This window comes from Thiohalocapsa halophila, from assembly GCF_016583825.1.
GTDB lineage: Bacteria > Pseudomonadota > Gammaproteobacteria > Chromatiales > Chromatiaceae > Thiohalocapsa > Thiohalocapsa halophila.
In genome coordinates, this window is the sequence record NZ_NRRV01000023.1 from 1 (window position 1) to 14,225 (window position 14,225).

Here is a 14,225-nt window from a genome sequence, read left to right on the forward strand (position 1 = left end):
GTCGACGACGACATGCCCTTCTGAGCCTGCTCCTCGCAGCGAGCCTCGCAGCCAGTACCCCGTGCCCCTCGGGCGGGCGTCGCGGAACTGTTCACCGTTTATGCGCAGGTTCGCTCAGCCGCTAACAAGCAGTCGCGCCCTGCACTGGTCGCCTTCCCCGTACAGGGGATCGATCCCTCCTTGGGTGGCAGCGTCTGTCGTCAACGCATCGCACTGGCCTCTGCTACGACAGTGCAGACTTGTTCCGCCCTTCCCGACTCCCGCGACAGGTCCTCAGCCTTCTCGTTTTCCCGGCTCAGCCCTCGATTAGCCGGAAACGCCGATCGAAGTTCATCGTCTGCAACACCCGTTTCATGGCCTTCCAGTCAGCCTTACTCAGCTTTCTGAGATCCAGCTTGCGTGCGTAAGCGGTGCTCTTGAGCTCCAATGTGGTCTTGCCGAGCCGGATCTCTTCAAGATAGTTCTCTTGCCAGTCATACCCCTCTTTTTCGGCCTCATCGGAGACCTTCACGCCCCGCTCCTCTTCGGGGAGCAAGAATTCCCATTTCACATCCCGCAGCAGCATGATGGACCGCCCATCCTGCGCAATAAGATCTCGGTATCCGCTGGGCTGACGAGCTTCTTCAGCCGTTCCAGCCGCTCCCGACTGACGAAGAACTTGGCCCGGTCGGCGAGGTGCTGGCGCAGGGACTGTTGGCTGAGACCCAGCTCGGCGAGCAGCATCGAGGCCCGGTCCGCGCTGAAGCTCGCGCTATACAGGCGGATGTCGAGCAGCCAGTCCTGGTCGGGTGCGGGCGGTTCGAACGGGGCATAGAACACGTAGCGGCCGCTCGGGTCCTCTTGTTCCAGGCGGACCTTCACCTCAAGCGCCGAGTGCTCGTCGAGGCGCAGTACTGAGACGCAATCAAGGGCAAGCTCGACCAACACCACCTCGAACTCGCGCTCCGGGTCATGCCAGAAGACGACGCGGTGGCCGTCGTGGTGGAAGCGTTCGGCCAGCGCGCCCTCGATACGTCGCCAGTCCATGGGGGCGCTCCGCACTAGGCAGACCAGTTTTCCATGGCCAGCCCGCTGATCCGTGCAAATTCACGCAGATTATTGGTCACCAGAACGGCGTCCATCGCCAAGGCGTGTGCCGCGATCCAGAGATCATTGCCACCGATCGGCGTGCCGGCTGCCTTCAGGCGGGTCGATTGCTCCGCGTAGTGTCGGCAGATGCCCGCGTCGACCGGAAAGGCCACGCGCACCTGCCGGATCAGTAGCCCGAGTCGCTGCAACACGTCCTGCTTGCGGGTGCCGCGCTCGGCACCTTTGAGCAGTTCCGCATAAGTCACGAACGACATGCAGAGCAGCGCGTCCTCGGGCAGGTCGTTGATCCGCTTGGCAATCCCCGGTGGGCGATGCTTCATCAGATAGATCAGGATGTTGGCGTCGAGCATATAGGTCACAGATCGCTGCGCTCCTGCGCCGGTGTCTGACCGGCCCGATCCTCTTCTAGCGCACGGATGAGCTCGTCGTCGAAGCCGTCGAGGATCCGCAGCAACGCGTCGCCCCGCCGCTCGCGCAGCGGATGCAGGATCAGGTCCCCGTCCGCCGTGCGGCGAATCTCCACCTGATCTGTATCCAGTCGCAACTCCGCGGGAATGCGCACCGCCTGGCTGTTGCCGTTCATAAAGACGCGGGTGGTCAGGGTAGTCATGCAGACCTCCGATTGTACATCCTGGGCTGGATGTACTTTAGCTTTGGCTTTGGCTTTGGCTTTGGCTTTGGGGGGATGCAAGGGTAGTGGTTAGTGGTTAGTGGTTAGTGGTTAGTGGTTAGCCGAGCAGGGAGTGCGTCCTTGTGATGCTCCGGTAGTACGACTGCGCGAGCCGCAATCCTCGGCGTGACAGGAAGAAAGCTCACAGTCTGAAAAGCCTCGACGACTGTCAGGCAGTCATCCAGCGACATGGCGAGGTCGATGCGGCCGTGAGTATGAAGCCATGCCCTTTAGAAGCAGGAAATTGCTGAAACCGCGATTTCGTCGGCTGCCTCGATCAGGGCGATCGTCCCGGCGTCGAGCTTGCCATTGATCTGCTTGGTCCACCTATACCAGAGGTGGGTGTCGAGCAGGATCATTCATCGAGGCCCCAGTCCGAGGGAGGTGCACTGCTCATCACGTCCCCCAGCTCGACAACCGCCACCGTGTGCTCCAGTACCACGAGCTGTTCCGGGGTACCGTCGACGGGGCCAGTGTGCATTTGCGCGAGGTGGCAAGGCTGGTGCCCCACGCGAACGCTGCCGCCGTGATCCTGGCCCACAACCATCCCTCAGGCGTCGCTGAGCCCAGTCACTCAGACTTGCGGATCACGCAGCGCTTGCAGGATGCGCTGGCCTTGATCGAGGTGCGGGTGCTCGACGATATCGTGATCGGTGAAGGCGAAGGCGCGTCCTTTGCTGAGCGTGGGCTGTTGTAGCCGTCTGAGACTAGGCACATACTGTTTACCGCCCAGGCGCGTGATAGCTTGCGGCCAGATGTACTGGCCGCCGTGCGCCGCGATTGGCACGATTCGGTCACGCAACGGACACTGGATCTAGGCTTGCCGATTGGCAGCAAACGGCCATGAGCAGACCTTGACGCTTCCACTCACCACCGCCAGTATTCCTAAGACTGGCGTAACTCGACGCGTTAGCGGCCCGACTTTAGGGCTTGTCACCCGTGCGCGTTTTCAGTTGTTGTTTTTTTATACTCGCCCGCCTCGCTCATCGTTAGGGAAACCGAAAACTGCGGAGATGAGGGAGACGCACATTTAGGTGCCCATTATGCTTCTGCGCAATATCTGCGATGAAGGTCAAGTATTAAGCAGAGAGTTCTTGAACAGTGAAGACGCCATTTTCCATTACACACGAAAAGAAACGGTAATCGAGCATATACTTGGGGGAGAATTACCGCACCTGAGGTTCGGGCATTTCTCCGGAACAAACGACCCATGGGAATACCGTCCAAAGGCCACCACAGTTTCTGGTTTCGCTCCAAGTGGACGCGACACGATGCTCGACGAAGCCTTTTGGTGGGTCTACAGGATTCTTCAGCAATCAAGATTCCTTGCATTTTGCACCAACAGATATGGTCGCGATGGAGACATCAGCGAAAGCGGACTTTTGAAGCCAAGAATGTGGGCGCAATATGGCGAGAACCACTGGGGAGTATGCCTGGTGCTGTCGAAAACCGACTTGGAGAAGTCCTTGAAGCGAGACGAAAACAATCTTCAGGAGTTTTTGAAGTCCGAGGTTACATATGTGGACCCAGATGAACAACGCATCCCGGGTTTGCCAATAGATGCTCGGCGAATACGCAACCACAATCTCTACGAAGTAGCCCTGCAATATGTTTTGGATAACAAAGATGTGCTTTACTTTCGGAAGGCACGAGACTTCGAAGACGAGCGTGAGTATCGGGTGGTGTATCTGAACAAGATGCAGCACCCGACAGAAGAAGTCTTTGTCACTATCAGGGATGCCTTGAAAGGTATAGTGTTTGGTGATCGGTTTCCGGACCAATACCGACCAGCCATCGTACATTTAGTCGAACCTTTGAAGCTTGAGCTGCGGCGTGTACGTTGGCAGGATAGCGCGTATGTGTTGACCTCTCTGTAGCGGGCGCGGAGAATGTCACCCTGATTTCGGCTCGATTGTGCTTGACCCCGTATCCTTAATTCTGATGTATTGAGGAGGAGGCGCTTTTGCCCATGAGGCTCGATCAGGAGCGTAGGCGGCGCTCAGACCTAAGACCACCGAAGGCCGCTTAGCGGGAGTAAACAGCCCGCAGTAGCATGGCGACTTCACCGCCCAGGATAGGCTTTAGGACACCTGATTACCGAGAAGACTCAGGCAACACCCAGCCTCGCTAGCGTTCTGTTTTTTAGATAAGAAACCTGGGGACTGCGAATGCGGACCAGCGTCGTCATCTGGCTGGTGTCCCCCAGCCCGATCCAAGCGAAGGTCGAGCGAGCGTTTACCAGGGTGAAATAAACACTTGCTACCAGCTCGAGGCGCGAGGCGGTTGAATTTCGTAGGTTATCAGGTGGGGACAAGCAAGCCTGTTGGTAGCGTTCGGGTACCGCTCAACTACCTTTTGTTTTCTTCGTACAAATGTCTGCGGAGGTTACGATGTTCAAAGCGAAATGGCTCGTGGCAATCCCTGCGACGAGCCTTTGCATGGTTGCAACCCTCAGTGGTTGCGGTGACTCAGTTGACTACACCCCCAGTCCTCCAGTAAGCGAAAGCGCTGTAGTTCGGGCATACGAGAGTGCTGTGATGTGCGATGCGCTGCCACCGGGGACGATCGGCATAAACAAGAGGCTAGACCCGGTGTACGAACCCTGCGTTAAGCTCAACGATTTTGTAGAACGCGTCGAGAACAATGGATTGGACGACCTAGGTGACAGCGCTCGCAAGGATTACCAACATATTCGGTCCGTGCACTTAGAGAGGTTTGGCTACTAGGTGTAGCTTCGCCTTACTTGGGCTTTGATCATAACTCCGTCCACCTGCCGCAGCGGTCTCTGGCGCACCAGACTAAGTAGCTAATTTTCAAGGCTTGGCAGGCGGGACACCACCGGCGAACGGGGTTTTGGGCGGACTTATGATCAAGGCCCTTACTTGGGCTGAAGGGCGTCGGAAAGGCTGCTATTTCGTATCTGATTTCGGCTCTAGGTCATCTTCCGAGAATTGCTCCGAAAATTTCGTGGCTTCGTCAAGGACGATTTCGGGGTCGGTCTTGATAACCCTCCCGTCCTTGGTTCTGATGCGGGCAATCCAAGCAATGGACGCATAGTATTCAGACGCCTCGTTCTCGGAGTATAGTCTCCATGTAGCGTCAAGCCGCTTATAGGCGTCGGCCGCGATATCTACGATATCTGTCGACGACAGAGTTCTAATGTGTGCCCCCCACACGTCAAAGACTAAGAAGCGAACCTCAATGGCGGAGAGGGCTTCCTGCGTTTTGATTGCGTATCGAGTGGTGTATTCGTAGCGACGTTTTTCTTTGTCGAAGGCTGTCTTTATCCCTACTGTCCCATCGATGTCGGCTGGTAACGAGCCGTCATGTATGGTGATCCATTTGCGCGTGAGAGATGAGCCGGCATTCAGGAGAACTCCGTACCCGAGTTCCGTCCCAATCGATCCTCCGGGTTCTCTGGTTACCTCTTGTCCGGCGGCAGCACTCCCTACAATAAGCCAGAATATTGCAACCCCGGTCGTAATTCGATATCCGGTCATTCTCTTCTTCTCCACCTTTCGGTAGTGTCGTCAACCGAAACGTCGTCCACAATGAACGCCATGTTCGGCGACCCTTGCCAGTTGGCTACACACGAGGTTCGGCCGACTTATGATCCCACAGTGGACCTTTAGGGTCGAGGGAGCGACGGCACGGCCCGCTCGCTCGCCAGAGCGTGTGACGGCTTCGGGGTCGGGAACTGCCGCTGGCTCCCAGTCGGGCAGTGTCCGCAGCCAGGCCCAGAGCAGACGTTCGGGCCAGCATCCCCGTCAGGCGGCTGTCAGCCGCTACCGCTCCTTCGACTCGCGTAAAATGTCAGCGCCCTAAGCTGGACGCGTTGACCGCGACACGGCGCAGAGACGAGTTGACTGATGGCCAGAGTACTCCATCTCGCCCTGGGTGGCAGCGCCGCGGGCAGTCTGCGTGTCGCCTGTCGGTCCCACGGTCTGCCTGGCACCGCACTCAGCATCCCGGACGATCTGAGCCATAGTGAGCCTGGAGTGAGGGGCCTAGTGCAAGGTGAGCTGGAGGCACGGTAATGAAACGTATCATCGCAGCAATCATTGTTCTTGCAGGTCTCGACACCTGCTACGCTGCCGAGTGGAAGGTCTCCGCCGCCTTCGCGGATGGAGAGTTCGCTAGGATCGTTATCGACACGACTGGGGAGTTGCGCGTGCAGTGCGCCCTCAAAAACGCGTCCGGAACCACAATAGCGGCGCAGCCATGGACGGTCCATGCCCCGGCGACCGAGGTTATCGTAGCCACTCATGGACGTTCTTGGGAAACCGTGACGTGCTCTGCGCGGGACGCTGCAGGCAGCTCCGTGCTGCCTGGTTTGAATCAGGAACCTGATGTCGGGAGTTCTGAGGGAGCGAACGGATTCCCAACCGATGGCAAGAATCCGGTTCTTGAAGGTGACCACAGTTTCGCGATGAGCTCGGACGAATGGTTCGCTTGGAACAAGAGCGGAATACCCGAATGCGAGACGGTGCCCATCTACGCCTTTGACGGGGCCGACTGGCGAGAGGTTCTAGCATGGACGCAGACACGTCTCACAGAGCTAGGGTACGATCCGGGCGGAATTGACGGCAAGGACGGACCTAAGACCAGAGCCGCGTTGCACGCGTTCGTCGCCGATCACGGCCTGGTTCAAGACGCGCGCTTACTTGAGCTGAATGTGTTCGCTGCGTTGATATCGGGAACGTGCTTCGTGCCGAAGGTCGCGCACATCTTGAAATGCGACGAGGCGATCTCGTCAGGTCCCGGTTGGAAGCTTCAGCTTAAGTTGCTCGACGCCGGGCGCGGTGAAACTCTCGGAAAGATTCAGCAAGAAGCGAGTGAGCGTTGCATCTCCGGAGAGTGGAATCCAAAGCAGGTCGAGCAGCACCTCGCAGAACGGCTCAACGAGCTGCCTTGACCACACTTGTTGTCGGACTCAACGGAGTGGAAGAGAGGTCGTCCGGCATCGGCACCGTCGTACAATAAGCGACCTGGCCGGAGTCCCACTATTTTATATCCCGCTTCAATACCAGCAGCGTACCGAATCCCAGATAATTCCTCCTGACCGTATTAGAATCTCGTCGGCCGGAGGCGTTACGATACCATCTTCGACACGAAGGTAATCACCCCCCCGTTTAGCAGCGCGCACTTCAGCCTCCGCGCTTCGTTCGTGCGGATGACGATGCCCACGTAGTCCGAACTGGCCTGGTAAGCCCTTTCGATATTCATCGGCTTGCTGCGAGCGGCAGCTTTGTCGTCTGTGCGCGTCTCGTCCGCTTCGAAGCGGTCACGGGCGAACCGTTCGTCCTCTGGCTTGCGGTTCTCAGCGTTTGCGGTGTAGATTCGATTGCACTCCGTTGCAGCCATTTTCCAGATGGGGCTCCCGATGCCATACGTCTCAAACTCTCGTCTATAGACCAACGCCAGATCGTCGAATGGCTGCTGCCGGCACACGTCAGCGAGCAATTGGCGCTGGTGCTCGTCTAGGCGCTCGCCCGGCTTATCACCACACACTTTCTTTATTGTTGCAAGCTCTCCGGCCGCACTTGAGCAATCCTCGCAATAATTCTCCAGGTTATCGACTACCTCCATCGCGCACTGGTTCCATTCGGAAAGCGTCCTGATCTCGGCTGGCTGCTTCGCGGGACTAGCAGACTCTGTCGGCGAGGCCGCGCAGCCGGCGACCAGTAATGTCAGGCAAGCAGTTAGCGATCTGACGCGGCGGGACGATCTCGACACGGAAACCCTCCATTTTTGTGAGACGTACTCAAGCGCATCGGGTTTAGTCTATCGAATGTGTGTCAGATTGTGGCAGGCAACACCTTTGTGTGCTTTTTTGCAGCCCCGCTGCTCCCCTCACATGCTCGGGCGGCCCGGTGCGCCCGGCTGGGATCGAACACGCCTCGACGCCTGCTGTCGGGCGCCGTGATCACCCATCCGAGCCGCGGCATGGATCATGCCTACCATAGTTTTTGTTCGCAAGCTGAGTCCGGTATTCAGAGGTGCACAAATGAAACAGCTTGGGCTGGTTGCTTGTCTCTCAGTGGCCACGAGCGTGGACGCACAGGAAATCGATACCTTTTGTCGTCAAGTGGCCGACGCCGCACGAGACAGCTACCAAATTGAACAGACTTGTCGTGAGCAAGAGGCGGAGGCAATGCGTAAGCTCGATGCCCTGAGCCCGCCCTCCCGCATCGAGGATTTCTGTAGTAGCGTCGCGCAGACGGCGGGTGGTAGCTACCAGATCATGTTAATGTGTGTACAGCGCGAGTTGAAAGCGAAAGCCAGCTTGTCGTCCGCGGAGACAAGCGGTTCAGCTACCCTCTACTCAAGCTTGATCCGGAACTTTGTCGATGCGGTAAAGCGCGACGACAAAGAGAGGCTGTCGAGTCTCGTTCAATACCCGCTTCGCAGAGCGTACCCGTTGGTGAGTGTACACACGGCAACGGAGTTCAAGCAAAGATTTGATGCCATATTCGGTGAGGACCTGAAGCAAAAGATAGTGAACTCCGACGTCCTGCAGGACTGGCAAAGAATCGGTAATCGTGGGATCGTTTTCATGGACGGAGTGTTGTGGCTGACACCTGACGGGAAGCTCCGCTCAATAAACTACGAAGCCGAGAGTGAAGAACAGCAGAGGGAGGCGTTGATAAAGGCCGAGAAAAGCACTTTGCATCATAGTTTGAGGCAATATTCTGAGCCTGTACTTGAGTGGCTGACTAATGAGTATAGGATACGCATTGACAGATCATCGAGCGGGGAGTTTCGATATGCTGCGTGGAGTCGCAACCAGAGTACCATGGAACAGCCGAATTTGATCCTTACTAACGGGGTTATGATACCGGACGGTAGTGGCGGCAATCATCATTACACCTTTACAAGAGACGATTACGAATATACCTGCAGAGTGAATTTTATGGGCGGTGTTCCTGCGGGATGGTTAATCGTCAAGAAGCTGGGCAAAACGTTGTTGCGGCAGCCCGTCGTTGAGGAAGTAGAGCCATAACCTCAAAGGCTAGAGTACACTTAATGCTGGACCGGCGCTGATCAGTGTTCTTATAGCCCCGGACCCTGAACCGCCGAGTACGACCTGTCAGTTTTTCTGGTTGTTGGTCTGTCGCGCACATCAGCGCCTTCGTGTCTCGTGTTCGTATAGGAGATCCCGCGTGCAAGCGCCTCTTGCTAACTGTTTACCGTCCGAGGCGCGAGAGCTTTGGGCAATGCTCTATGAGGATGTCACCTGGTTGCATGGGTACTGGAGCATTTATCGGCAGCTCTTCGGCATGAACAAAGAGCGTCTTGACTTGCTAATCAACACAGCGTCCAGCTTCGCGGAGATTGTTCATGCGTCGCTTTTGGACAACGTACAGCTTCGGCTGGCGAGAATTGGGGAGGGTGCCGGCGCGGGGCAACAGAAGAATGTTACTTTGCGACGCCTCCAGGCTGAACTAGAAGACGCGAGCGAGCGGGAGGCGGCCCAAGCCATGGGGCCGCTATTGGAGCGTTTCGAACGCGCATGCAGAGGACTTCGGAAGCGGCGAAACAAACTTATAGCCCATACGGACGTATCGAGTCGGCAGGCAGTCATGGAGAGCCGGCTACCTGGGCCGTCGCGGCAAGAGAGCGAAAATGCTCTCGCGATTCTTCGAGAGATAATGAATCTTGTCGAGTTTCACTACGCGAGATCAAAGACGAGTTACGATAACTTTGTGATGGATGCAGACGGTGAGCATCTGATCACTGCGCTTGCGAAGGCGGAGCGATATCAGCAATTGGTGAAGGAAGGTATCGTGCCCCTGGATGACCTCCGGCGCAACCTTCCGAGGGGGCTGTAACGCTCTTGTCGTCCTGTGCTACGCGCCGCTTGTCGCAGTCGCGACGGTTTCTAGGCGTGGGGTCCGCTTCGGGTGTGCGCCGTGATAAGGCGGCGTCTTCTCAGTGGGTGGAAGTCCTGACCCGGCAACTGTTGCTGCAGGAAATGAAAGGCCGGAATGCATGGGCTCGGGATGTGTGTTCGGCCTCGAACGGATCTGCGGCCCAAAGCCAACTCCGGGCGCTCCCACGGATGAGATACGTCGAGTATTGCAAGACTAGTGCTGGGAGGACCGCTTTGTAGATCTCGGCATGTTCCCCCTTCGGTCCATTTTCCATATCTACGAAACAAGAAGCCTGAACCGCATTTTGGCCTACGGACGCGGATTTCTCGATCACTGCTGGCTTGTAGACTCAGCAATCTCAGTTTCGTAGAAATCAGTAGAGGACGTAAATATGGCCAAGAAGAGCCATCCAGCACTTATCAGCCCTGCGGTGGTAATGACGGTTTTCATATCCGGCTGCGCTATTACTCACGCAACGGAGTCGGATTCGCTTGGAGCTTCTGGCGAGAAAACTGTCCTGACTGGGTCAGTTTGGGAGCAATGCGCGGCCGACTATACGGACCGTTTGGAGGCACAGGGTTACGCTATTTGGTGCGGCAGCAGCGGTTCCCGCGGTGGGTGTGTAGCGGTAGCGCCTGGGACATCTTTTGAGGAGGGGCTGCTGGATTTGATTCTCAGAAACTGCGGATACAAGCCGCATACGGAGTCTGAGACAAACACGTTGACAGATAGGCTTCGGACGGAAGGACGAACTATCGAGATCTTGGACGAGATTGAAACCTTCCCGCCCGATGATCCCATCCATAAGGTCGCTGACGAGATTGCTGAACAGGCGGGTGAACAACTGAGGGCACAGAGGGAACGGCAAAGGAAAAACCAGGCGCAGTTAGCGCAAAAACGGGAAGAAGGGGTTCGTGGCCGTGGATTCTCCGTAGAGCGAGTATTTAGCGCAGGCGCGGATTTTACTAACGTAGTTGTTCGTGTAGAGCGTTCCGGGAAGCTCCGTTGCATCGCCGAAGGCCCAGCCGGACGATACGTTGCCGTTCAGGACTGGATCGTTCAGCCACCAGCAGAGGAAATCACTATTCGGACAAGCGGCGCTGTAGTTGCAAAAGTTAGCTGTCTATGGATTGAGTAGAGAAAAGCGCGCACGGCTTTTGCTGCAGGAAACTTTCTAACGCTGAAGTATCAGGAAATCCTAAGTCATGCCCTGGGGCGGAAGTCAACGAAACTGGGGTTGGCCAGAACGCTTCCGATAGGGCACTTTTACGCTACTCGGGGTCGCGCGCCGATCAGCCCCAAGGCACGTGCGGGGTCAGGCGCGGCGCTGACGTTGCGGTCCTAGGTCGCTGGTCGGCTTTGGGTCGTTATGCAAAGTTCGCGATTATGTAAAGGTTCTTTGTTGTCGTTGGCATGGAGCGAGGTTTGAAGCGGCAAGCGTCGCGGTGCGCCAAGTGCCTTGGAGGGAGGAGGGAGGTGCCAGCCGATCCGAGACGCATCCACTACGCCCCGAAGATGCTGCCGAGAGCTGGGTTAGGCGCTGAGGCGTTGTGGTGGGACCGGAAATCCAATGCTTACCGCAAGTCCCACTTTCAGTCCCACCAAATCGTCTAGCAGAACGGAGATAAAGCGCTAAGCGATTGATTTAATGGAGCTGGCGGACGGATTCGAACCGACGACCTGCTGATTACAAATCACAGATTCGGCCTTTCTCTCGGTTTCGACATATTTCGATAGAGCACTATAAAACAGCATCTTAACGCTTCGCCCTGTGCTATCCTTTGCGGTGAGTTACCACCCTTTTCGCCCCCTTCTGGTGACTTATTGGTGACTTCCGGCGGCGGCTTGGGCTTCGGCGGCATTGGTGACTTATCAGATGGTCGAAGGCGGCTGAATTCGGGTTCTCAGCATTGTGGAGAGCGGCATGCGGTTAACGAAAAAGGTTGTTGATTCACTAACCTATCAGGGAGTCACCAGTCAGCGTTTTGTTGTTTGGGACAGCGACCCGCCCGGCTTCGGCGTTCGGGTTTACCCGAGCGGACGGAAGGCGTTCGTGCTGTCTTACCGAGTTGGCGGACGGAAGCGGCTATTGACGATCGGCGCTTACGGGGTCCTGACCCTGGACCAAGCGCGAACGGCGGCGCGGGCGGAGCTGGCCAAGGTCGAGACCGGCGCAGCCGACCCCTTGGAGGATCGCCAGCGGGAAGCGCGCGGCGAGAGCGTTCGGGACCTGTGCGCCGCGTACATGGAGCGGCACGGCAACGCCAAGCGGAGCGCGCGCGATGATGCGCGGCGCATCCGGCAACACGTCCTGCCCGCATGGGGCGGCCTGAAGGTGAAGGCGGTTAAGCGCGCGGATGTCGCGGCCCTGCATTCGCGGATCGGCAAGGCCGGCAAGCCCTATGAGGCGAACCGCACGCTTGCCCTACTCTCGAAGATATTCGAGCTTGCCCGGCGCTGGGGTTACATCCCCGAGGACCACGGCAACCCCGCCCGCGACATTGACAAGTTCAGCGAGGCGAAGCGCGACCGCTGGCTAACCCCCGAGGAATTGCCCCGGCTGGCCCAAGCGATCAACGAGGAACCGAACGAAGCCGCGCGGCATGCCCTCTGGTTGTACCTGCTAACCGGCGCGCGGAAGTCCGAGCTGCTGCGCGCGCGTTGGGCTGATGTGAGCTTCGAGCGGGCGGAGCTGCGCTTGCCCGAGACGAAGGCCGGCGGCGTTCACTACATCCCTCTGAGCGGCCCGGCCCTGGCTCTGCTGCGGCAGATACCGCGGACGGACGGCAACCCGTACATCTTCCCCGGTCGCGGCGCGCGCGGCGCGCCCCCCGAGGAACGGGCGGCGGCCCCGGCGCACCTGGTGAACATAGACAAGCCCTGGCAGCGCGTCCGCAAAGCGGCCGGCGTCGAGGACGTGCGCCTTCACGACCTGCGGCGGACGGTTGGAAGCTGGCTCGCCCAATCCGGCAACAGCCTGCACCTGATCGGCCGGGTTCTGAATCACAGCAACGCGAGCACGACCCAGGTATATGCCCGCTTCGGCGAGGACAGCGTACGCAACGCCCTGGAACAGCACGGCGCCCGCATCATGGGCGCGGCCGGCCTGACTCCCGCGGCGGAGGTGGCCCACCTGCCGGCCCCGGCCGCCAAGCCCGAAGATCCGGACGCGCGTACCAATTTGCCGCCCGAGGTCCCGAGCCCACCGGCCCGCTTGAACCGTTGCGGCGCCTGCGGCTTTTGGGCGGAGGACTACAGCAACGCCACAAGCGGCGCCTGTATCAACCGCCGATCCGCCTTCTATGACGAACCCCGTGCGGCGAAGGATGCCGCATGCACTCGCTTCGCCCGTGACGACTACGGCAACCCGGCGACCCGCGCGGCGAACGACTGACCCCAGACCCACGGAGAAACGACGATGACAAGCAACGACACCCTGCCCGCCCCTGCATTGGCAGAGCTGGCAACACTGTGCGAGCGCGACGAAGCCGGGCGACACTTCACCGAGGTTGCCGATTGGCTTGATGAACTTGAAACGGCCGGGATGATCGAGATTGACCGGCCGATACATGAGGCCACCGGCATTCCTTACGGCGCGGAGTATTGGCACTTGACCATTACCGATGCCGGCCTTGCTGCCGTTGAAGCAACGAACGACTGACCCCGCGCCCCTGCTACACTGCACCGACCAAGCCTAGGCTGATCCCCGAACGGGCGGCCCCTTCACCGCCCTGGCTTGGTCCTTCCCCTGAAGGCCCGCGCGTTGAAGGTGCGCGACCATGGCCGACGCCCCCGCCCGCCCGGAGTATGTTCCGGCGCCCGTCTGGCAATGTTGGCTCGAGCTGCGAGCGCGCCCGCACTTCGACAGCCCGGCGATGACAGCGGCGGCGCCCCGGTTGCTCGGCATTGCCCCCGATTCCCCCTGCGACCCTGCCGGCCCGCCTGAGATCGCCCGCACCTGGTGGCGGCTGGCCAAGGTCCGGCGCTCCGACACCGATTGGCGGCTGATCTTTGACGCCTTTTGGACCCTGCCCGAGTCCACCGACCCGGAAGCCCGCGCGGCCTTGCACGCCTGCCGCACATTGGCCCCCGAGATCGCCGACCTTGCCGACGCCCTCGCCGACAGGTTGGCAACCTATTGTGAGACCGCCGAGCGGCACCGGATCACCGCCCCGGACGCGGCGCTGTTGCCCGAGGCCCTGCTAAGCGCTGCGGCCATGCGCACCCCGCGCCCTGATCGATTCGCCGAACACTGCGCCCCCTGGCTGACGACCGGCAACGCCCCCGGCGTCAATGTCGAGCACCTGCCCGACCCGCTGGCGCTGGTGCGCACCCTCGCCGATGCCTTCGCCGAGCATGAACCGGCCTGCAACGCCCCCGGCGGCGAGCACGCCAGCGACCGCGAGACCGCCCGCGTTGCGCATTGGGTCCGGCACTTGGACCGGCGACTCGCCCGGCTGCAATACAGCCTGCACGCCCCGTTGCACATCGGCGACGCGGACGCGGCCCGCTTGCTGTCGGCGGCCGTTGGCGGCCCCTTCACCCGCAAAGCGGTTGCGGAAGCGCGCGCGCGGCAGAACCGGAACAACTGA

At 59.0% G+C, this 14,225-nt stretch carries 15 protein-coding genes and 1 pseudogene; 9 read left to right on the plus strand and 7 right to left on the minus strand.

Annotated features, from left to right (window positions below):
* Nucleotides 1-295: 295 nt before the first annotated feature.
* The 5 genes from CKO31_RS10905 to CKO31_RS27215 form a co-directional block, all read right to left on the minus strand.
* Nucleotides 296-565: a hypothetical protein gene (locus CKO31_RS10905; RefSeq protein ID WP_200237010.1), complete on the minus strand. Its 270-nt coding sequence runs from the start codon at nt 563-565 to the stop codon at nt 296-298.
* Nucleotides 547-1,026, minus strand: a complete 480-nt coding sequence (locus tag CKO31_RS10910; protein ID WP_200237012.1) for a hypothetical protein — start codon at nt 1,024-1,026, stop codon at nt 547-549. The genes CKO31_RS10905 and CKO31_RS10910 overlap by 19 nt, the downstream gene beginning before the upstream one ends.
* 14 nt (nt 1,027-1,040) lie before the next feature.
* Complete coding sequence (locus CKO31_RS10915; protein ID WP_207147995.1) at nt 1,041-1,439, minus strand: type II toxin-antitoxin system VapC family toxin; 399 nt, start codon at nt 1,437-1,439, stop codon at nt 1,041-1,043.
* A 5-nt stretch (nt 1,440-1,444) separates the two neighbouring features.
* Complete coding sequence (locus CKO31_RS10920) at nt 1,445-1,699, minus strand: antitoxin (protein ID WP_200237017.1); 255 nt, start codon at nt 1,697-1,699, stop codon at nt 1,445-1,447.
* A gap of 290 nt (nt 1,700-1,989) precedes the next feature.
* Nucleotides 1,990-2,118, minus strand: a complete 129-nt coding sequence (locus CKO31_RS27215) for a hypothetical protein (protein WP_274607733.1) — start codon at nt 2,116-2,118, stop codon at nt 1,990-1,992.
* A gap of 50 nt (nt 2,119-2,168) precedes the next feature.
* Here CKO31_RS27215 and CKO31_RS10925 point away from each other — a divergent pair.
* Together CKO31_RS10925 and CKO31_RS10930 are read left to right on the plus strand one after the other, a co-directional pair.
* Nucleotides 2,169-2,456 (plus strand): annotated as a pseudogene (locus CKO31_RS10925) (JAB domain-containing protein); the annotation flags it as partial.
* Between the two features lie 397 nt (nt 2,457-2,853).
* Entirely contained in the window at nt 2,854-3,636 is a 783-nt protein-coding gene (locus tag CKO31_RS10930) for a DUF2971 domain-containing protein (RefSeq protein WP_200237020.1), read from the plus strand.
* A 1,032-nt stretch (nt 3,637-4,668) separates the two neighbouring features.
* On the opposite strand, the gene CKO31_RS10935 is transcribed toward CKO31_RS10930, so the two are convergent.
* Nucleotides 4,669-5,274, minus strand: coding sequence for a hypothetical protein (locus tag CKO31_RS10935; protein WP_200237022.1), 606 nt, complete (start codon nt 5,272-5,274; stop codon nt 4,669-4,671).
* Nucleotides 5,275-5,795: 521 nt separating this feature from the next.
* Between CKO31_RS10935 and CKO31_RS10945 the strand changes: the two genes are divergently transcribed.
* Nucleotides 5,796-6,674, plus strand: a complete 879-nt coding sequence (locus CKO31_RS10945) for a peptidoglycan-binding domain-containing protein (protein ID WP_200237027.1) — start codon at nt 5,796-5,798, stop codon at nt 6,672-6,674.
* Nucleotides 6,675-6,850: 176 nt separating this feature from the next.
* On the opposite strand, the gene CKO31_RS10950 is transcribed toward CKO31_RS10945, so the two are convergent.
* On the minus strand, nt 6,851-7,348 hold the full coding sequence (locus CKO31_RS10950) for a hypothetical protein (RefSeq protein ID WP_200237030.1): 498 nt from the start codon (nt 7,346-7,348) through the stop codon (nt 6,851-6,853).
* A 418-nt stretch (nt 7,349-7,766) separates the two neighbouring features.
* Here CKO31_RS10950 and CKO31_RS10955 point away from each other — a divergent pair, with 418 nt between their 5' ends.
* From CKO31_RS10955 to CKO31_RS10980, 6 genes are all read left to right on the plus strand, one after another.
* The gene (locus tag CKO31_RS10955; RefSeq protein WP_200237032.1) at nt 7,767-8,762 is read left to right on the plus strand and encodes a hypothetical protein; all 996 of its coding nucleotides are present in this window, start codon (nt 7,767-7,769) and stop codon (nt 8,760-8,762) included.
* A 214-nt stretch (nt 8,763-8,976) separates the two neighbouring features.
* The gene (locus CKO31_RS10960) at nt 8,977-9,591 is read left to right on the plus strand and encodes an AbiU2 domain-containing protein (RefSeq protein ID WP_200237035.1); all 615 of its coding nucleotides are present in this window, start codon (nt 8,977-8,979) and stop codon (nt 9,589-9,591) included.
* 433 nt (nt 9,592-10,024) lie between these two features.
* A complete protein-coding gene (locus CKO31_RS10965) occupies nt 10,025-10,771 on the plus strand; it encodes a hypothetical protein (RefSeq protein WP_200237037.1) in 747 nt (248 codons plus the stop codon).
* Between the two features lie 786 nt (nt 10,772-11,557).
* The gene (locus tag CKO31_RS10970) at nt 11,558-13,027 is read left to right on the plus strand and encodes a tyrosine-type recombinase/integrase (protein WP_200237040.1); all 1,470 of its coding nucleotides are present in this window, start codon (nt 11,558-11,560) and stop codon (nt 13,025-13,027) included.
* Between the two features lie 24 nt (nt 13,028-13,051).
* Nucleotides 13,052-13,294, plus strand: coding sequence for a hypothetical protein (locus tag CKO31_RS10975; protein ID WP_200237042.1), 243 nt, complete (start codon nt 13,052-13,054; stop codon nt 13,292-13,294).
* Between the two features lie 118 nt (nt 13,295-13,412).
* Complete coding sequence (locus tag CKO31_RS10980; protein ID WP_200237045.1) at nt 13,413-14,225, plus strand: hypothetical protein; 813 nt, start codon at nt 13,413-13,415, stop codon at nt 14,223-14,225.